Below are 19,263 nucleotides of genomic sequence, written 5' to 3'. Positions count from 1 at the left end.
CCGTTTTTGCGCTAGGCCAGCGCTGCCGCCAGTGCCTGCTCCCAGTCGGGCGCCGCGCGCTCGGAATTGGACAGGTGGATCACCGATAGCTGCTGTTGCGGCAAGCGCAGCAGCAGCGTATTGAAACCCCACAGGCAGCCGCTGTGAAATACCACCTCCTGCCCCTGCCGCTGCAGCCACTCCAGCCCGAAGCGATAGCTCGGCGCCATGCCGTCATTGAGCGGTGACGGCTGCAGCATCGCGTGCAACAGGCTGTCCGGCTGCGCCCATTGCGCGTGCCACGCGCGCTCCCACAGCAGCAGCTCGCGCACGCTCGCATACAGGCCGCCGTCGCCCACCGTATTCGCATTGCCCAGATGCTGTTTGTAGCCGCCCGGCCTAGTGCCGCCAGCATCGGCCTCGTAGCTGAACACGCGCCCTGGCAGCACCGTCTGCCGGTCCTCATCAAAGCCCATGCGCGCGATGCCCAATGGCGCCAGCAACTGGGCGCGCACATAGCGCCCCAGCGACATGCCGCTCAGGCGCTCCACCAGCGCCGCCAGCAGGATGTAATTGCTGTTGCTGTAGCCGTGCTTTTCGCCGGTCGTGAACAGCACGCGGTCCATGCGTGCAATCACCTTCAGGATGTCGGCGTTATTGAAGTAGTCCGCTTCGTGCCGGCCCGGCTGGCAGCGCAGGAACTGGAAGTAGTCCGGTATGCCGCTGCTGTGATTGAGCAGCGAGCGCAAAGGAAAAGCCTGCTCAAACTCCGCCAGCTCCGGCAGATGGCGGCACACATCGTCATCCAGCCCGATCGCGCCCGCGCGCACCAGCAGCATCACCGCCGCTGCCGTGAACTGCTTGGATTCCGATGCCATGTAATACATCGAATCCGCCGACAGCGGTACGCCCAGTTCCAGCGACGCCAGCCCGTAATGCAGCTCGAACGCCACCTCGCCATCGCGCAGCACCGCCGCGCTGAATCCCGGACCATCGGCCGGCAGCGTGGCCGCCAGCCCTTCGAAATACCTGCGTAATTGCATACTCACTCCGGTAGCGGCGCGGCGCTGGACGCCGGCACTGCTGTCTGCGCCGCATTCATCACCATCGCCAACAATGTGTAATAGCCGTTGATGCCCATTAGATCCACCACGCCTTGCTCGCCGAACGCCGCCAGCGCCGCCGCGTAAGTGGCGTCATCGACGCGCTGCTGCTGATGCAGCTGCATGCAGAAGTCATACACCAGCGTTTCATCGGCCAGCATCGCCGCCGGCCGCTGACGCGCCGCGATGGCCGCAATCACTTCCGCCGTCACGCCGTAGTCGCGTGCAATCGGCGCGTGAATCGCCCATTCCACTTGCTGGCTCCAGTGCCGCGCCGTGACCAGTATCGCCAGCTCCGTCAGCCGCGTGCCGATTGCGCTGCGGTAGCGCAGGTATTCGCCCATGCGCTGCGCCGCCGACATCAGCTCCGGGCTGCGTATCAACGGCACAAACGGCCCATACAGCGCGCCGCGCGGTCCATCGATCACCGCTTGCGCCGCCACCTGCTGGCTCGCGCTCATCTGCGCAAACGGAATGGGTCCGAGCCGGTCCTGGTCTTCCATGCTGCCTCCTGTTGTATTCAGCCATGATCCGGCATACATCAAAAACCCGCAAGCCAATCGCCGCTATCGTCGTCCTTCCGCCCCTGACAAAAGGACGTCCCATGAGCCACATCATCCACCGCAACCTGCGCCGCGCACCGCGCCTGGCCGTGCGCGCCGCCGGCCTCACCGTCACCGACAGCGAAGGCCGTCACTATCTCGATGCCAGTGGCGGCGCCGCCGTCTCTTCGCTGGGTCATGCCCATCCTGAAGTGCTGGCGGCGATGCACGCGCAGATCGAACGCAACACCTACGCCCACACCGCCTTCTTCACCTGCGAAGCGGCCGAGGAACTGGCCAGCCGCCTGGCCGGCGACGCTCCCGGCGACCTCGATCACGTCTACTTGGTCTCGGGCGGCTCGGAAGCCATGGAGACCGCGCTCAAACTGGCGCGCCAGTACTGGCTGGAGCGCGGCCAGCCGCAGCGCACCACCTTCATCGCGCGCCGCCAGAGCTACCACGGCAACACGCTGGGCGCGCTGGCGGTGGGCGGCAACGAATGGCGCCGTGCTCCGTTCGCGCCCTTGCTGATCGATGTTCCGCGCGTCTCGCCCTGCTACGAATACCGCGACCGCGCCGACGATGAAACCGGCGACGGCTACACCGCCCGCCTGCTGCACGAACTGGAACAAATCATCCTCGCCACCGGCCCCGAAAACGTCATCGGCTTCGTCGCCGAAACCGTGGTGGGCGCCACCGCCGGCGCCGTGCCGCCCACGCCGGGCTACTTCCGCGCCGTGCGCAAACTGTGCGACCAATACGGCCTGCTGCTGATACTCGATGAAGTCATGTGCGGCATGGGCCGCTGCGGCACGCTGTACGCGTTTGAACAGGAAGGCATGCTGCCCGACCTGGTGGTGCTGGGCAAAGGCCTGGGCGCAGGCTACCAGCCCATCGGCGCCGTACTGGCGCGCACGCCCATCGTGGCTGCGCTGCGCGAAGGCAGCGGCGCCTTCCAGCACGGCCACACCTACATGGGCCACCCGGTTGCCGCCGCCGCCGCGCTGGCTGTGCAAAAGGTCATCCAGCGCGACAATCTGCTGGGCGCCGTCACCACGCGCGGCGCGGCGCTGCGGCGCATGCTGCGCACCGCCTTCAGCAACCATCCGCAGGTCGGCGACATTCGCGGACGCGGACTGCTGATCGGACTGGAACTGGTGGCCGACCGCGCCACTAAAAAGCCGTTCGATCCGGCGCTGGCGCTGCACGCGGCCATCAAGGAGGCGGCCATGGCGCGCGGCCTGATGGTCTATCCCATGGGCGGCACCATTGATGGCCGCCACGGCGATCACATTCTGCTGGCGCCACCGTTTATCGCCAGCGAAGCGGAGCTGGCAGAAATCACCAGCCGCCTCGCCGACGCGCTGCAGGCAGCGCTTACTTCTTCGCCGTCCAGGCGATAACTTCCGCCTGCTGCTCGCCCAGACCGGCGATGCCCAGCCGCAGCGTATCGCCCTTCTTCAGATAGCGCTGCGGCTTGCGGCCCATGCCCACACCCGGCGGCGTGCCGGTCGCGATCACGTCGCCCGGCTCCAGCGTCATGAACTTCGACAGGTAGCTGACAATCTGCGCCACCGAGAAAATCATGGTCGCGGTATTCCCGGTCTGCATACGCTTGCCGTTCACGTCCAGATACAGGTCCAGATCCTGCACATCGTACAGATCCTCGGACGTCACCAGCCACGGGCCGACCGGACCAAACGTATCGCAGCCCTTGCCCTTGTCCCACTGGCCACCGCGCTCGAGCTGATACTCGCGCTCCGAGACATCGTTGACCACCGTGTAGCCGGCCACATACTTGAGCGCATCCGCCTCGCTCACGTACTGCGCACGTGTGCCGATGATGACGCCCAGCTCCACTTCCCAGTCCGTCTTCTTCGACCCTTGCGGCAGCATGATCGCATCGTCCGGGCCATTCAGCGCGCTGATCGCCTTCATGAACACGATCGGCTCCTTCGGCACCGGCTGGCCCGATTCCGCCGCATGGTCGGCATAATTGAGGCCGATGCAAATGAACTTGCCCACGCGCGCCACCGGCACGCCAAAGCGCGGATTGCCGCGCACCAGCGGCAGCGACGCATGGGGAATCTTTTCCAGCTTGCGCAGCGACTTCGGCGCCAGCACCGCCGCATCGACATCGGCGATCACGCCCGACAGGTCGCGCAGCTTGCCTTCCTCGTCGATCAGGCCTGGTTTCTCTTTGCCTGGACGGCCATAACGCACTAATCTCATACATCACCCTACAGTTAAAAAATCGCCGTCATTTTACCCGTAGCGCTCCTGCCGCAGCCATTTATTGGCGATGATCTTGGTGCCGCTGACCACCGGCGCACCACCATGCAGCGTTTGCGGGTCGGGCTGGTGGTTGCTGTCGGTGTTCAGGAACCACAGCGCATTGCCCTTCTTCGGGAACACCTCCAGCCCCAGATTCGGGAACACCGTGCCGCCGCCCTGGTCCACATCGCACAGGTACAGCACAAACGTCGCCAGCCGCTGGCCGCCGCGCGCCAGGTGCGAGCGATGGCCGGCGCTGTCCGGATCGAGCCAGTCGTAGTGCGGACGGTACTCCTGCGTCTTGCCGTATTTTTGCAGCTGGAATGGCTCGCTGCATTCGTGCGACCAGTGCGCCAGCGCCGCCAGCCGGCGGTCGATGCGCTCGGCCACTTCCGCCTCGCCGCGCTGGATGAACGCCATCTCCGAAGTGCGGCCCTCGTGCACCACGCTGGCGCCATCGGCTTCCGCCGTCACCGTCGACCGCGTGTAGCGCGCGCCGCAGTGTTCGACAATCGCATCGCACTCCTCGTCGCTGAGCACATTCCCGAGCAGGATCACCTGCGGCTTCTTGAGCACGAACAGCACCTCCACCTCGCGGTCCGGCACCACGATGCGGTTGCTGCTGACGTCAATGAAAGGCATCTCGCGCGGCGCCGAAAACACGCTTTCCGCCGCCGGTGAAGGCGCCGCCAGCGCGCTGCCGTCAACGCCGCTGGCGCGCAAGCGCAGCGCCTCGTCGATCGCCGCGCGCGCCACCGTCATGCTGTGCTGGCCCGAGCGGGCCATGCTGTTGGCCATGTCCAGCGGGCTGCAGCCGCGTTCCAGGTTGTCCATGATCCAGCCGCGCCAGGTTTGAGGCAGGCTGCTAAAAGCATTTGCAGAATCAGTCATCGCGTCGTCAAAGGCGGGAAGGATGGGAAGCCCATTCTACCGGATTGCCTGCCCGCCGCCGCATAAACCACAGCAATCCGGGCAGCTGCAACAACACCAGCGCGCCAAACGCCGTCTGGTACGCCGCTGCAGGATAGTGGCCCGGCCCATCCGGCCGCCAGCAGCCCACCACCAGCCCGAAGCCCGCCTGCACCGCAAAGGCGCCCAGGAAGATCAGCAGGTTCAGACAGGTGGCCGCCCGTCCTGTCAGCGCAGCCGGCAGGCTCTGTGCGACGATGGTGTACTCGATCCCCGTCACCGTGCCCACCAGCGTAAACAGCACCGACAGCAACTGATAGCTGGGCCGCCAGTTGCACACAAAGCCCAGCTGCACGCCGATGAACAGCGCCACCCCGACCGCCGCCACGCTGATGGTACGTACGCCGCGCCGCCCCATCCATTCGGTCAGCATGCCCGTCGCGATCGCGCCAAAGATCACCGCCGCCATGCCCAGGTACAGCAGATAGCCGACCGCCTCCTCATTGAATCCCGCCACGTCGCTGAGCCAGCGCGCGATCCACAAACCCTGCAGGCCAAAGAACACCATGTGCGGCACCAGCACCAGTGATGCCGTCTCGCGGAAAGCCGGATGGCGGTACACCGCACGCATCGCTTCCAGCAGCGCCGGTTTGCGCGCGTCATCCGGCGGCGACGGCGACAGCACGCGTATCAGCATGCCAGTCAGCGCCGCCGCTGCCGCCAGCCACAGAAACAGTCCGCGCCAGTCCATATAGTGCAAGGCCAGCCGCACCGGCAAGGTCGCCGACGCGGCCCCGAGGCCGCCGACCGCTATCAGATAACCCTGCACCGACGGCAGACGCGCCGGCGCGATCCAGGCCGAGATGGCCTTCACCGCCGACATGAAGCAGCCGCCCAGTCCCAGCCCGATGACAGCGCGCGCCGCCAGCAGCTGCGCAAACGTCTGGCCGCCGGCAAACGCCAGCGTCCCCACCGCCGCCAGCAACAGCATCGGCAGCTGCACGCGCGCCGGCCCCCAGCGGTCCAGCGCAATCCCGACCGGCAGCTGCGCCAGCGCGAACGCAAAAAAGAATGCGCTGGTCAGCAGGCCAAGCTGCCCCGGGGTCAGGCCCAGCGCCGCCACCAGTTGCGGCGCCAGCGTCGCATTCACCGTGCGGATCAGGCACGATAGAAAATGCCCCAGCGCGAACGGCAGGAACACCAGCACCAGCACCGCGCGGCCGGACAGTTCACGCCCGGCCGCCAGCGGCGATGTGGCGGCCGGTATGGAGTCGGGCGCGCGCATGCTCGCCGCCTAGGCCGCGTTGTGCGAATCGCAGCCGCCACCGCTGGCCGCTGCCCCCTCGCCGCGCGCGGACGTGGCGGCCATCAGCGGTATCACCTTGCGTGTGCCCGGCGGCGCGACGCCGTATTCGCTGCGGCTGCCGCCCTCCTCCTCGAAAAAAAACTTCTCCTTGCCAAACGCTGGTTTCAGCTGGTCCATCCAGGTCGCCTGTGGATCGAATTTTGCGTAGAACGGCTTGCGTACCCAGTCCGCGTTACGCGCCTGCAGGAACTGCAAGGCAAACACCTTTTCGCCGCCGATCTGCGCAATCCCGTCAATCACCACCTTGCCTGGAAACGCGCTCATCGACGGCCCGCGCACCGTGCGCGACAGGCCCGACACCATCTGGTAGGCCGCCTGGAAAATCTCATGCGCGCGCACCAGCGGCAGCTGGAAATACTCGTGCGGCCCGGTATCGCGCTCGACAAACATATAGTACGGAATCGCCCCCAGCCGCACGCCGGTCTGCCACAGCTCGGCCCACGAGGCCGGATCTTCATTGATATGCCGTATCAGCGGCCCCTGCATGCGCAAGGTCGCACCGGTGCCGACGATGCGCTTGACCGCCAGCTGCGCCATCTCCTGCCGCAGTTCCACCGCGTGGTTGTAATGGCCCATGATGGCCATGTTCTTGCCGCTCGCGACCACCCGTTCGAACAGCCGCAGCAAGTCGTCCGCATCGCGGTCCGAGACAAACCGCTGCGGCCAGTACGCCACCGACTTGGTGCCGATGCGGATGTTCTGGATATGCGCCAGCTCCGGCGCCAGCAGCGGCTCGATATACGCCGCCAGCGACCGCGTGTTCATGATCAGCGGATCGCCGCCCGTAATCAGCACATCGGTCACCTCGGGATGCACGCGCAGATATGCCGCCAGCTCGTGCGTTTCCCTGGCGTCGAACTTCATATCGTCCATGCCCACGAACTGTGGCCAGCGGAAGCAGAAGGTGCAGTAGGCATGGCAGGTCTGGCCCGAACTGGGGAAAAACAGCACCGTCTCCTTGTACTTGTGCTGCAAGCCCTTGAGCGGCGCATCATTCACGCGCGGCACATTGTGCGTCATCTGCCCCGCCGGATGGGGGTTCATCCGCATGCGGATGCGCCGCACCAGCTCCACCAGCGCCGGCTGGTTGGCCTTGCCCAGCACCAGCTCGCGCAAGCGCGCATAGTCGTCCGGCGCCAGCATGTCGCGGTGCGGAAAGGTCAGCCGGTAAATCGGATCGTCCGGGATATTGTTCCAGTCGATCAGATGATCGAGCACATACTCGTTGGTGCGGAACGGCAGCACATGCGACACCACCTGCACCGCCTCCTGCAAATCCGGCGGAATCCACTCCCACTGGCGGGAGTGCGAAATAGTCTGGCGTATAAACGGTTTGAATTTGGGCGTATCCATCGCGGGTTCCTGTTTGGGAGTCAGAGCCCTCATGCTAGGCCGCTTGCCATCAGGCAAATTGCCACAAATCAAGTGACACATGGAAATGTTGCAGGGCTTGCGCCAGCGCAATTCGCGGCCGCTGCAGATGCGTACAGTTCATCGGGCCATCCACCCACAGGAGCCGTCCATGCACACCCTGACCGCCGCCATCTGCCTTGCCGTCGCCGCCGCCGCCATGCCTCTGCCAGCCGCCGCCAATGAACCCACCGAAAAAGACGCCATCGCCATGGCGGAAAAAGGCGCCGCCTTCATCAAGGCCAACGGCAAGGACGCCCTGATTAAAAGGGTCGCCGCCAAGGACCCCGACTTCCTGCAGGGCGCGCTGTACGTCGACATCCGCGACCTCCACACCGGCATCGTGCTGGCGCACCCGGTCAACCCGTCCATCGTCGGCAAGGACCTGACCGACATCCCCGACGCCAGCGGTAAAAAATACCGCCGCGAGATCATCGAGCTGGCAGCAAAAAAAGGCCAGGGCTGGGTCGATTACCAGTACAAGAATCCCACCACCGGCAAGATCGAACCCAAGACCACCTACATCCTGCGCGTCGGCGACGTCGTGCTGGAAGCCGGCATCTACAAGAAATGAGCGAGAACGCCATGCTGAACAAACTGCGCATCGGTCCCAAACTGCTACTGGCGCCCGGCCTGGTGCTGGTGCTGCTGATCGCCACCGCGGGCGCGGCCTACCTCGGCATGGTGCGCCAGAACGCCTCGCTGGAAAACCTGGTGCAGGTACGCGCCGCGCGCCTGCAAGCGGCCGCCGACATCAGCGGCGAGGCGCGCTACGCCCACGCCCACATCTACCAGCTGCTGGCCTGGATCAACGGCAGCTTCGCCCCGGCCCGGCTCGATGCGCTCACACGCGACATCAAGACCCGCCACGCCGCCATCGACCAGCAGCTGCACCAGTTGGCCGGCGACACCACCGCCGCCGGCACCGAACGCGCCATCGCCACCCAGGCGCAGCAGGCGCTGGCCGCTTACCGCAAGGCCGTGCTGGACACCATGGAGATGGCGCAGATGGACCAGAGCATCGCCACCAACGCCATGGCGCGCGCAGAAAAGCAGTTCCTGCTGCTCAACGAACAGCTGGCCCAGCTCTCGGCGCTGGAAAAGCAGCTCAGCGTGCAGGCCCACGCGCGCGCCAAGGCCGACTTCCACACGCTGAACACCAGCATGCTGGTGCTGGTGCTGCTGTCGATCGCGCTGTCGCTGGGCGTCACCATGGCCGTGCGCAGCGCCATGCTGCGCGACATCCGCACCATCGCCGACGTGGTGATGGCGCTGGCCGCCGGCCGCCTCGCCACCAGCCAGCGCCAGCACGGCCGCGACGAAATCGCCGACACCGCGCGCATGCTGGACCAGACCATGGCCACGCTGACGCAAACGCTGACCACCATTCTCGGTTCGGTGCGCTCGATCGACACCGCCGCGCGCGAAATCGCCAGCGGCAACCTGGACCTGTCGACGCGCACCGAAATGCAGGCCAGCTCGCTGGAGCAGACCGCCAGCGCCATGAACGCGCTGACCCACGCCGTGCAGGCCAACGCCGCCCACGCGCGCGACGCCAGCCAGCTGGCAGCCGACGCCAGCCAGCTGGCCCGCCATGGCGGCGCCGCGATGGCGGACGCGGTACACACCATGGCCTCGATCCGCGCCAGCTCGCGCCAGATCGTTGACATCATTGCCGTCATCGACGGCATCTCGTTCCAGACCAACATCCTCGCGCTCAACGCCGCCGTCGAAGCGGCGCGCGCCGGCGAGCAGGGACGCGGCTTTGCCGTGGTGGCCTCCGAGGTCCGCACGCTGGCGCAGCGCTCGGCCGCCGCCGCCAAGGAAATCAAGGCCCTGATTGCCGCCTCGGTGGCCACCATCGACAGCGGCAGCGCCTCGGTGCAGCAGGCCGGCGCGCGCATGCAGGGCATCGTCGCCGCCGTGCAGCAGGTCAACGACATCATCGCCCGCATCAGCGCCGCCAGCGCCGAGCAGGCGCAGGGCATCACCGAAGTGAACCAGGCAGTGGGGCAAATGGATGATGTGACGCAGCAGAACGCCGCGCTGGTGGAACAGGCCGCCGCTGCGGCCGCCAGCCTGCAGGACCAGGCTGTGCAGCTGTCAACGGCGGTTGCCGTGTTCCAGATCGAGCCCGCCGCGCATGGGCTTGCTCAAAAAACGCGAACCGGCTTCCACGAAACGCCACGGCAGCTCCACCGCCTTGGAAATGCCAATCCGCGGCCCGGCTAGCACCTGCGGCGGATCGACCGGGTCGCGCGCGACCAGCGTAAACGGCGGCGCGCTGAGCGGCAGGTCGTTGAACGCGCGCGTCACGTCCAGCGCCTGGCACAGCCGTCCCGGCCCGGCGCACAGCAGCCGCTCGTCGTCCAGGCCGCGCCTTGCGCGCATCGTGTCGAGGCCGGCCAGCGGTTCCAGCGCGCGGATCAGCACGCCGGCGCCATGGCCCGGCTCGCGGCAGACAAAATTCAAGCACCAGTGCAGCCCGTGCGAGCGGTACACATAGCTGCGCGCGGGCGCTCCGAACATGGCAAAATTGCGCGGCGTCAGGCCGATATAGCAGTGCGACGCCGGCTCCGTGCCGTCATACGCTTCGACCTCCACAATCCGGCCGCCGACGCCGTTGACCAGCAGCATCACCCCGATGAGTTGCGGCGCCACGAGCTGGGCCGGCGCGCTGAAATCGATGTCTGCCAGAGTGGTAATCATGCATCTATTCTAAATGCCAATCTGGACCACACGATTACAAAAGTCGTGCCAAATGGTTATCGATTCCACGCAATACGCGACAAAATATGGTGCGGTGCATAGAAAATCACGACAAATTCACGCAAACCGTGCCTGCTTGCGGCGATAATCGAGGGTAAGATTGCGCATGTTGCGCAGGCCATGAGCCGCCTTTACCCTTGAATAACACAATGACGACAGTTGCTGCCCCAGCTTTGCCTACAGAAAACGCGGTGGAAGACGCGCTGATGCGCTCCATCCGTATTCCGCCACGGCCCAGCCTGCTCGTCGACCTGCAGCGCGAGCTCGGCAAGGACGACCCGTCGCCGCGCAGTATCGCCCGCATCATCGCCAACGACGTCGGCATGTCCGGCGCCCTGCTCAAGCTGGCCAATTCGCCGTTCTTTGGCGCCGCGCGCAAGGCCAAGTCGGTGGAACAGGCGATCAACTTCCTCGGCATCAACCAGTGCGCGGCCCTGCTGACCGGGCTGCTCGCGCGCCAGGCCATCGAAGGCAAGGAGGCCGACCTCAACGCCTTCTGGGAAATCTCCGCGCGCCGCGCGCAGGCGCTGGTGTTCACCTCGCGCAAGCTGCGCATCGCCCCGCCCGACATCGCCCACACCTTTGGCCTGTTCTGCGACATCGGCGTGCCGCTGCTGATGAACCGCTTCGAGGACTACGCCGACACCTACGACCAGGCCTGCAACGACGCCAGCGGCGTTTTCACCGCGATTGAAGATGCGCGCTACAGCACCAACCACGCGGCCATCGGCTGCCTGCTGGCGCGCAACTGGGGCCTGTCGCCGGACGTCTCCTGGGCCATCCTGCTGCACCACGACTACCGCGTGCTGGACGACCCGTCCACCGACGACGCCATCCGCTCGCTGGTGGCGCTGTCGCTGCTGGCGGAAAAAGGCATCCAGCGCCTGCACGGCCGCACCATGTCCTATGAATGGGACAAGGGCGGCGAAGCGGCCTGCCGCCACCTCGGCCTGTCCGAGGACGAAACGGCCGACCTGCTCGACGAGCTGAACGAAACCTTCCACACCGAACGATAAATGTCCAAAAATAATAAGCGTCCTGGCGCCGCCCCGGCCCCGCGCAAAGCCGCCAACACGCCTGAAGCCAAAGACGAACAACAAACCGCCGAACTGTGCGCGCTGGCGCTGGACCTGGCCGACGAATCGGCCGGCGCCGACATCGTGGCCGCCAGCACGCGCGAAGAACTGAGCCAAAAACACCTGGAATTCCAGCGCCTGCTGCGCCGCCTGCTGTCGCAGGGCAAGGATGAAGTGCTGTACGGCGCCATCGAACTGGCGCGCGAGGAGGCGCTGGACGCCTACCGCTACCTGCGCACCGCGATTGAAGAAGGCGCGGCCAACCTGATCCTGCGCCGCGACAATGCGCCCGACCTGGAAATCGATGCGTTTGCGATTCCCGTATTCGTGCACAGCCAGGGCGGCCTCGACCCGGCCGCCGACTTCCAGGACGCCGACGCCTACGACGCGCTGCTGGACAGTTTCACCAGCGCCGGTCTGGAAAGCGGCAAAGCCAAGGTGGTGCTGGTCAGCCACGCCTACGACCTCGGCGAGATCGAACGCATCACCTACGGCCAGTTGCACGCCATGGTGCGCGAAGCGGCCCACTCGCTGACCGAAAAGAAAATCGCCGCCGCGCCGGCGCTGGAACGCAGCATGCAGCACGGCTGGTCCGCCACCAGCTTTGGCGCCGACGACAGCGCGGTCGAACTGCGCTTCCTGCTCGGCTTTGCGCTCAAGCGCGCCGATGACGCCTTCTATCAAGTGCCATCCGGCGAAAAAGCCGCCGACGCCTACTTTGCCAAGCGCGCCGAGCGTTATCAGAAATGGACTGAGGAGTACGCGCCGCTGGTGGCGCGCTGCCTGGGCCGCGCACGCGGCGCCGACCCGGCGCTGACCCTGAATTTCCTCTACCAGGACCTGTTCTTTGGCGCACGCGCCCAGGGCCAGTCCGAGTACGACATGCTGGGCCTGCTGTCGACGCTGAACCAGGCGCTGGCTGCGCACGATCCGGCCACGGTGCAAGCCGTCATTGCGCCGTCGGACGATGACGACGAGCCGCAGCTGCACGTCCAGCTGTCGCACGGCGGCGCCGTGCTGGTCACTGCCGGCAAGCCGCACGATCCGGGCGCCGACCTGGAAGCGGCGCTGGACGACCTGGCCGACGCCCTGGCCAGCCTGGGCCTGACCCAGGTTGCCGTCTCTGCCGACCCGCTGGCCTGAAAGCGATTTCCTGTTTGACAGTCACCCGCGAGCCGAGGATACTTTCCTGAACGCGGAACGCAGATTCCGCTGCCTGGTGCGGCGCCGGCCTTGTGCTCCGCAGCAAAGGGAGACCTGTCATGAAATCATGGGCCATGCTAGTGTGCGCCGCCGCCCTGCTGTGCGGCTGCGCCAGTGAACGTGTCGCGCCCGTCGCGCCGGCGCAGCAGCTATTCCACGACCAGCTATTCCAGCCGCCATCGGCGCCGGTAGACACCAGCAGCGTCTTTGCGCTGAGCCCGGCCATGCACACCTATCTGCAGCGCGAGATAGGCAATAACTCGCCGGGCAAGGACACGCGCCGCATGCTGTTTGACGCGCTCTACCGCCGCGACAAGCTCCAGCTCGAATACGATTCCGCGGTCACCCGCAACGCCGCCCAGACCTTCGAGGCGCGCGCCGGCAACTGCCTGTCGCTGGCCATCATGACCGCCGCGCTGGCGCGCGAGCTCAACCTGCCGGTGCAATTCCAGCAGATCGAACTAGACGAAGTGTGGAGCCGTGCCGGCAACCTGTACTTTGCCAGCAACCACGTCAACCTGTCGCTGGGCCGCGCGCGCAGCGAGCGCAATCCCTACATGACCTACAATATGGACACCGCCACGGCGCTGACGGTGGACTTCATCCCGGTGCCGCCGAAAGCGCGCGACACCGCCAGAACGCTCAGCGAAACCACCATCGTGGCGATGTTCCTCAACAACCGCGCCGCCGAGCTGCTGTCGATCGGCCACATTGATGACGCCTACTGGTCGGCGCGCAAGGCGGCCGAGGTCGATCCCCTGTTCCTCAACGCCTACAACACGCTGGGCGTGATCTACCAGCACCACGGCAATCCGGACGCCGCCGAGCAGACGCTGCGCTACGCCCATGACCAGGCGCCCAATAACACGATTTACCTGGCCAACCTGGCGCAGACGCTGGAAAGCCAGCACAAGCTTGATGAGGCGGCCACGCTGCGCACCCGCCTGGCCCAGCTTGAACCCTACCCGCCGTTCTACTTCTTCCAGCAAGGCCAGGAGGCCATGAAGCTGGGCGATTACACGCGGGCCCGGAACATGTTCGAACGTGAGCTGGAACGCGTGCCGGACTACCATGAATTCCACTTCTGGCTGGCGGTCGCCAATTATCAGCTCGGCAACCTGCGCGCCGCCGACAGCCATATGGCGCTGGCCATGGAAAACAGCACCACGCGCGGCGCCCATGACCTGTATGCAGGCAAACTGGACCGCCTGCGCGCCTATGAGGCACAGCTCAGGGCAAAATAAGCGGACACCGGTGGTATGCTGGAGCAGTCAGTACCGTATAAAACGGTACATTTACTTGACACTTAGTTGCGTTCACGCAACAATTGCAAGTAAATTAAGCTGCACCTACCACAAGGATTCCGTCATGCTGAGACTCAGGCCCGCTTACGCCGCCGTCCCCCTGTTTATCGCCACCTGTCTTGCCGCCGTCTTGTCCGCCTGTGGCGGTGGCGGCGGCGGGGGTAGTGGTGGCGGCGGTAACACCACGCCCCCCGTCACCAGTCCAGCCCTGAACTTTACCCCCGCCACCGTCACTGCCAGCGTGACCGCAGGCACCTCGCAGACCCTGAGTGTCGCCGCCGCCGTGGTCCGTCCCGGCGATTTCAGCAACGCCACCGCCATCTTTGCCCTGCTGACCGACACCACCGGCGTCATCCTGCCGAGTGCGCAAGTGGTGCGCGACAGCGATACCCAGTACCACGCCACGCTGCAAACCGCGCCCACGCTGGCGGCCGGCAACTACAAAGGCAGCTTCAGCGTCAAGCTGTGCCGTGACAACGCCTGCGCCAGCCAGTTCCCCGGCTCGCCCATGTCGCTGCCGTATGACATCACCGTGGTGCCTGCCGGCCAGACCACCCTGACGGCCGTGCCGACCATGCCGCTGACCGCCAGCGTGCAGTCCGGCGGCGCCGCGCCCGCCAGCGTGACCGTGGCCATCACCAGCGGCGGCCGCAGCTGGACCGCCAGCAACGGCGGCGCCAGCTGGCTCAAGCTCAGCGCCACCAGCGGCAGCGGCGACGGCAGCCTGACCGTCAGCTATGACGCCAGCGGCCTCGCGCAAGGCGACTACAGCAGCACGCTGACGATTGCCAGCGATACCCAGAATGTCGTGCTGCCGGTCGCCCTGACCGTGCTGCCGCCGGGCCTGGTGCTGGGGTCGTCCAGCGTCACCTTCAACGCCGTCAACGGCGCACCGGTGCCGAGCCAGATCATCAGCCTGGACACCGACAACAAGATCAGCACCGGCTTCACCGCTGCCAGCAATGCGGCCTGGCTCACGGTATCGCCAACCAGCGGCGCCACCCCGGCCACCACCATCCTGAGCGTCGATCCGACGGTCGGCAAGCTGACCAGCGGCAGCTACAGCGGCGCCGTGACGCTCACCGCCAGCAACCAGACCGCGCGCACCTTGCCGGTCACGCTCAACCTGACGCCGGCCAAGCTGCAGACCTCGGTCGCCAGCCTGGCGTTTGGCGGCCCGTATGGCCGCGACTTCAGCAGCAGCCAGTCGCTCACGCTCAACCTCAACACCAGCACCAACAGCTGGCCATGGCAGCTCGATACCCTGCCCAGCTGGCTGGGCGCCAACGTTACCGGCGGCAGCGTCAACCAGGCCGGCACCACGCTGACCTTCAAGGCCTTGCCGGCCAACACCGGCCTGGGCGCCAACTCCGCGATGGTCACCGCCACCGGCAAGGTCAATGGCGACAGCGTCACCACGCAACTGCTGTTCTCGATTAACAAGGACGCCCACAAGCTGCTGCCGTCGGAAGTTGCGGTGCCGCTCATCAGCGTACCGGGCTGGAGCCGCCTGACCCGCACCATCACCGTCGCCGACAACTACGGCAGCTTTGGCGGCATGAGCGCCACCAGCGACCAGTCGTGGCTGGTGGTGGCCGTCAGCGGCAACAAGCTGACCCTGACCGCCGATCCAAGCCAGCTCACCGACGACAGCCTCAACACGGCCACCATCACGGTCACCGCGTCGGACAATGACGTGACCGCGCTGGAACGGATCCGCGTGTCCCTGTGGCGCGGCGCGGCCAAGCCGGCCGCCGCCACCACTGCGGCCCTGCCCTACACCAACCTGGTCGCCGATCCGCTGCGCCCGTATGTGTACGCACACAACGGCGGCGCCTACATCGACATCTACAATGTGTACACGGGACGCAAGGAAGGCACGCTGACCGGCTTCTCGTCCAGCCTGGGCGACATGGCCGTGACGCCCAATGGCGATTCGCTGTACGTGGTGGACATCAACAACAGCCGCGTGACCATCGTCAACCTGGCCACGCGCAGCATCAGCGCCCAGCTGCCGCTGGCAGTGGCCGGCACCAGCAACACCCGCATCAGGCTGATCCGCCCCAACGGTGTCGAACTGCTGCTGCTCAGCGATGGCCAGGTCTACCTCACGCTGGACACCAAGCGGCTCAACGACCTGCCGCTCAGCGGCGGCGGCGTCATGGCCATCAGCGCCGACGGCAAGCGCCTGGTGCAGCAAAGCGAAACCAGCAGCATCAAGCACACCAGCGTCAACCTCGACTACGCCACCTTTGGCGGCGGCACGCTGTTTGCCGCCAAGGTCAACGCCGCCAGCCATGCCAGCCCGGGCACCCAGGGCCAGGATGTGGCGATCAGCGCCGACGCCACGCGCATCTACAGCGCCGCCTCGGCGCCGAAGTCCTGCGCCATCATGAATACCAGCGACCTCGGGATTCTCGGCTACATGGCGATCGGCGACGCCGCGCCGAACAACATCAAGGTGTCGATCGACGGCCGCATCTTCTGCGGCGGCGCCACCCGCAGCGGCAACAGCGACATCTATATGTACGACAGCGCTGGCAGCAAAATCCTGCAGCAGTACAAGCTCAGCACCACCGGCAAGCAGTTGCTGCCGCGCCAGATGGTGCTGTCGGGCGAAGGCTGGGTCCTGAGTGCGATTACCGACGACGGCACCGTCACCTTCCTCGCCATCGGACCGTAACACGCGACCGGCCAATAAAAACGCCGCCCGCAGCAAGTCGCTGCGGGCGGCGTTTTTTGTGCAGGGAGGTCAGTAGCCGGTGTTGCGGCCGGCAATCACGGGCAGGTCATCGTCCGTGGTCATGGACCAGATCAGGCGGGCGATGGTTTCCGAGGCCACCACAGTGTGATGGTTGGCTTGCGCCATCAGCTTTTCGCGGATCTCGCGCCGCACGGCGGCGATGCCGGTCAGGTCGAACAGAATATCCACGCCGCTGCCCATCGCCAGTATCTCGTCCAGCGTGGCGATATGCAGGCCGGCCGTGACCGCCTCCTGGCGGCCCGGCGTGTCGCCGGTTTCCGCCACGCCCACCAGTTCCACACCGCGCCCGCTGCGGGCCAGCATATTGCGCAAGAATGCCGCCCCAATCCGGCCCAGGCCGATGATGGCGATTTTTTGAGTATCCACTTATCCCCCGTTTTTTAGCTACACTGCGATCGTGACCCCATCAGAAACTGTTTTAGACAAACAAGCATAACACTCAGGCACACCGCATGGAACCAATTCCCCTGCTGGACCATATTTTCTGGCACGCGCTGAATGGCCCGCACCGGCAATACTCCAACGGCACGGCGCAGATCCGGCGCTACACGCAGGGCTTCTCGCCCATCATCGCCTTTGCCGATCCGTCCCGGCCGGACCTTGCCGCGCTGGCGCCGTGGTGCGCTGCGGGCGAGCAGTTCTACTGCGACGGCTGGACTGGCGCCGCGCCGCCCGGCTGGCGCATCGCCGTCGAAAGCACCATGTTCCGCATGCTGTGGGACGGCCCGCTGCCCGCCAGCGATCCCGCGCCCGATGCGCGCCCGCTGGGTGCGCAGCACGCGGCGGCAGCGCTGGAACTGGCGACGTTGTGCAAGCCCGGTCCGTTCGGCATCCGCACCATCGAACTGGGCGACTACTACGGCTATTTTGACGGCGAACGCCTGATGGCCATGGCCGGCGAGCGCCTGCGCGCACCGGGCCTGTGCGAAATCAGCGGCGTCTGCACCCACCCCGATTACCAGGGCCGGGGGCTGGCGAAAAAGCTCATCACCAGGCTGCTGCTGCAACACCGGCAGCGCGGCGACCGCTCCTTCCTGCACGTCATGCGCGCCAACCACAGCGCCCACCAGCTCTACCTCGACATGGGCTTCCAGGACTATCTGGAATCCACCGTGCGCGTGGTGGTCGCGGAGTAGACCGCCCTAGCCCTTGAGGATGGCGCGCACCATGGCCAGCAGCTTGGACGCCAACGGTTCGGCGCACATGGATGGACTGGAATGGACCGCGCGCGTCTTCCGCCACTCGCCGTACACGCGCGCAGCCACGGGCTGGCCGCACGCCGCCGGTCTGGGCCGGCAATGCCTCAGCGGCTGGCGCGTAACGCCAGCCAGGCCTCGCGCTTCTGCGCGAGCGCCATGGTGTAGGCCGGGCTTGAGGAGGGCAGCTCAATCAGATTCAACTGGTCTGCCAGCGTGGCGATCTGTTTGCGTCCGACCTTGGCGGCCGTGCGGCCGTTGAAGCCGATGGTGGTCAGTGCGGGCAGCGATTGAATCAAGCCAGGCAGATCGTTGCTGCGGTGCTGCTTGATATTGCTGTCCAGGCTGCCATCACGGCGGGCCTCGGCAATCACGTCCCACAGGCCGACGCCATGCGCGAGCAGGGTCGTCAGCCGCGCCGGGTACTCGAGCGGCACCAGATCGACGCCGATCACCTGCGACATCAGATACCAGAACGCATTCTGCTTATGGGCGTAATAGCGCCCTTCCGCTAATGACTTCTCGCCTGGCAGGCTGCCCAGCACCAGCAGCCGGGTATGCGGGTTCACCACCGGGTCGAAACAACGCTTGCGCAATTCATCACTCATGCGCGTATTCTACAGGTGTAGAATCCTTGAGCAGCCAACAACAATAACTTGCAGGAGACAACCATGCCGGAACACCGCACCATCGACACACTGCTGGCCCAGTACAGCGAAAGCCACCTCAACCCGACCAACGAAGTGATCCACTTTATCTGCGTGCCCGTCATCGTGTTCACGCTGCTCGGCCTGCTATGGTCGCTGCATCCGCTGGTGGCGCTGGCGTTTGCCGCCGCCTCGATGGTGTACTACTTCCGCCTGTCCAGGCCGTTCGCTGTGGGCATGCTGCTGATGGCAGGCGCGATGCTGGCCATCCTGGCCGCGCTGCCGCAATCCACCGTGCTGCCGCTGTCGATTGCCGTGTTTGTGCTGGCCTGGATAGGCCAGTTCATCGGCCACAAGATCGAAGGCAAGAAGCCCTCCTTCTTTGACGACGTGCGCTTCCTGCTGATCGGGCCACTGTTTGTGCTGAGCTTCCTGTACCGCCGCCTGCACCTGGCGTATTGAAAGCCGTTAGCGGAAGAAGGCGTGGGCAAATAGCGCCTGCGCCGCGCCCTGCACCTCGTCGTCCGCCAGCATCAGCACCAGCGCGGTGCTCAGGGCCACATAGCCCAGCAGCGTGACAACTTTGATTTGCAGCGCGGTACTCATAGCGCTCTCCTGGCGAAGAAAGATGGTGAAATGTCATTTCACTATACTTGGTCTTGCGGCCTGCACTGCTGAATTTACACGTCTGATACAACTTAATCCCCGAGCTGTTGCGTCG

At 65.7% G+C, this 19,263-nt stretch carries 19 protein-coding genes and 1 pseudogene; 9 read left to right on the top strand and 11 right to left on the bottom strand.

Annotated elements, in window-relative coordinates:
- Positions 1-11: 11 nt before the first annotated feature.
- Complete coding sequence (locus BUA36_RS15755; protein WP_072786092.1) at positions 12-1,022, bottom strand: serine hydrolase domain-containing protein; 1,011 nt, start codon at positions 1,020-1,022, stop codon at positions 12-14.
- Between the two features lie 2 nt (positions 1,023-1,024).
- A complete protein-coding gene (locus BUA36_RS15750; protein WP_072786091.1) occupies positions 1,025-1,585 on the bottom strand; it encodes a carboxymuconolactone decarboxylase family protein in 561 nt (186 codons plus the stop codon).
- Between the two features lie 101 nt (positions 1,586-1,686).
- Between BUA36_RS15750 and BUA36_RS15745 the strand changes: the two genes are divergently transcribed.
- Positions 1,687-3,027, top strand: coding sequence for an aspartate aminotransferase family protein (locus BUA36_RS15745; RefSeq protein WP_072786090.1), 1,341 nt, complete (start codon positions 1,687-1,689; stop codon positions 3,025-3,027).
- On the opposite strand, the gene BUA36_RS15740 is transcribed toward BUA36_RS15745, so the two are convergent.
- Genes BUA36_RS15740 through BUA36_RS15725 form a run of 4 tightly spaced genes read right to left on the bottom strand, consistent with a single transcriptional unit; the run spans position 3,002 to position 7,526 of the window.
- The gene (locus BUA36_RS15740) at positions 3,002-3,856 is read right to left on the bottom strand and encodes a fumarylacetoacetate hydrolase family protein (RefSeq protein ID WP_072786089.1); all 855 of its coding nucleotides are present in this window, start codon (positions 3,854-3,856) and stop codon (positions 3,002-3,004) included. The genes BUA36_RS15745 and BUA36_RS15740 overlap by 26 nt on opposite strands.
- 33 nt (positions 3,857-3,889) lie before the next feature.
- Positions 3,890-4,789, bottom strand: a complete 900-nt coding sequence (locus BUA36_RS15735; protein WP_072786088.1) for a 2OG-Fe(II) oxygenase — start codon at positions 4,787-4,789, stop codon at positions 3,890-3,892.
- Positions 4,790-4,796: 7 nt separating this feature from the next.
- Complete coding sequence (locus tag BUA36_RS15730) at positions 4,797-6,092, bottom strand: MFS transporter (RefSeq protein WP_084560180.1); 1,296 nt, start codon at positions 6,090-6,092, stop codon at positions 4,797-4,799.
- Positions 6,093-6,101: 9 nt separating this feature from the next.
- Positions 6,102-7,526: a KamA family radical SAM protein gene (locus BUA36_RS15725; RefSeq protein WP_072786087.1), complete on the bottom strand. Its 1,425-nt coding sequence runs from the start codon at positions 7,524-7,526 to the stop codon at positions 6,102-6,104.
- A gap of 169 nt (positions 7,527-7,695) precedes the next feature.
- On the opposite strand from BUA36_RS15725, the gene BUA36_RS15720 reads away from it, so the two are divergent.
- Both BUA36_RS15720 and BUA36_RS15715 read left to right on the top strand, forming a co-directional pair.
- Positions 7,696-8,157: a cache domain-containing protein gene (locus BUA36_RS15720; protein WP_072786201.1), complete on the top strand. Its 462-nt coding sequence runs from the start codon at positions 7,696-7,698 to the stop codon at positions 8,155-8,157.
- Positions 8,154-9,554, top strand: a pseudogene (locus tag BUA36_RS15715) (methyl-accepting chemotaxis protein); the annotation flags it as partial. The gene BUA36_RS15720 and the pseudogene BUA36_RS15715, both read left to right, overlap by 4 nt.
- Before the next feature lie 132 nt (positions 9,555-9,686).
- Here the strand turns inward: BUA36_RS15715 and BUA36_RS15710 are convergent.
- Complete coding sequence (locus BUA36_RS15710; RefSeq protein ID WP_072786085.1) at positions 9,687-10,292, bottom strand: DNA-3-methyladenine glycosylase; 606 nt, start codon at positions 10,290-10,292, stop codon at positions 9,687-9,689.
- Between the two features lie 209 nt (positions 10,293-10,501).
- Between BUA36_RS15710 and BUA36_RS15705 the strand changes: the two genes are divergently transcribed.
- The 4 genes from BUA36_RS15705 to BUA36_RS15690 all read left to right on the top strand — a co-directional run bounded on the left by BUA36_RS15705 (position 10,502) and on the right by BUA36_RS15690 (position 16,618).
- A complete protein-coding gene (locus tag BUA36_RS15705; protein ID WP_072786084.1) occupies positions 10,502-11,368 on the top strand; it encodes an HDOD domain-containing protein in 867 nt (288 codons plus the stop codon).
- Positions 11,369-12,571, top strand: a complete 1,203-nt coding sequence (locus BUA36_RS15700) for a hypothetical protein (RefSeq protein WP_072786083.1) — start codon at positions 11,369-11,371, stop codon at positions 12,569-12,571. It abuts the gene before it with no gap.
- 119 nt (positions 12,572-12,690) lie between these two features.
- A complete protein-coding gene (locus BUA36_RS15695; RefSeq protein ID WP_072786082.1) occupies positions 12,691-13,875 on the top strand; it encodes a tetratricopeptide repeat protein in 1,185 nt (394 codons plus the stop codon).
- A gap of 124 nt (positions 13,876-13,999) precedes the next feature.
- A complete protein-coding gene (locus BUA36_RS15690; RefSeq protein WP_072786081.1) occupies positions 14,000-16,618 on the top strand; it encodes a BACON domain-containing protein in 2,619 nt (872 codons plus the stop codon).
- Between the two features lie 69 nt (positions 16,619-16,687).
- On the opposite strand, the gene BUA36_RS15685 is transcribed toward BUA36_RS15690, so the two are convergent.
- Positions 16,688-17,065, bottom strand: coding sequence for a homoserine dehydrogenase (locus BUA36_RS15685; protein WP_072786080.1), 378 nt, complete (start codon positions 17,063-17,065; stop codon positions 16,688-16,690).
- 86 nt (positions 17,066-17,151) lie between these two features.
- On the opposite strand from BUA36_RS15685, the gene BUA36_RS15680 reads away from it, so the two are divergent.
- Complete coding sequence (locus tag BUA36_RS15680; protein ID WP_072786079.1) at positions 17,152-17,835, top strand: GNAT family N-acetyltransferase; 684 nt, start codon at positions 17,152-17,154, stop codon at positions 17,833-17,835.
- A gap of 6 nt (positions 17,836-17,841) precedes the next feature.
- Here BUA36_RS15680 and BUA36_RS31440 read toward each other — a convergent pair whose 3' ends face one another.
- Together BUA36_RS31440 and BUA36_RS15675 are read right to left on the bottom strand one after the other, a co-directional pair.
- A complete protein-coding gene (locus tag BUA36_RS31440; protein ID WP_267875108.1) occupies positions 17,842-17,964 on the bottom strand; it encodes a hypothetical protein in 123 nt (40 codons plus the stop codon).
- 38 nt (positions 17,965-18,002) lie between these two features.
- Entirely contained in the window at positions 18,003-18,503 is a 501-nt protein-coding gene (locus BUA36_RS15675) for a DNA-deoxyinosine glycosylase (RefSeq protein ID WP_072786078.1), read from the bottom strand.
- Positions 18,504-18,566: 63 nt separating this feature from the next.
- Between BUA36_RS15675 and BUA36_RS15670 the strand changes: the two genes are divergently transcribed.
- Positions 18,567-19,004 carry an Mpo1 family 2-hydroxy fatty acid dioxygenase gene (locus BUA36_RS15670; RefSeq protein ID WP_072786077.1) on the top strand — a complete coding sequence of 146 codons (438 nt, stop codon included), beginning with the start codon at positions 18,567-18,569 and terminating at the stop codon, positions 19,002-19,004.
- Between the two features lie 6 nt (positions 19,005-19,010).
- Here BUA36_RS15670 and BUA36_RS30755 read toward each other — a convergent pair whose 3' ends face one another.
- Positions 19,011-19,148: a hypothetical protein gene (locus tag BUA36_RS30755; RefSeq protein WP_167544298.1), complete on the bottom strand. Its 138-nt coding sequence runs from the start codon at positions 19,146-19,148 to the stop codon at positions 19,011-19,013.
- Positions 19,149-19,263 lie beyond the last annotated feature (115 nt).

It is taken from the genome of Duganella sacchari (genome assembly GCF_900143065.1).
Lineage (GTDB): Bacteria > Pseudomonadota > Gammaproteobacteria > Burkholderiales > Burkholderiaceae_D > Rugamonas > Rugamonas sacchari.
This window is presented reverse-complemented; position numbering and strand designations above follow the sequence as displayed.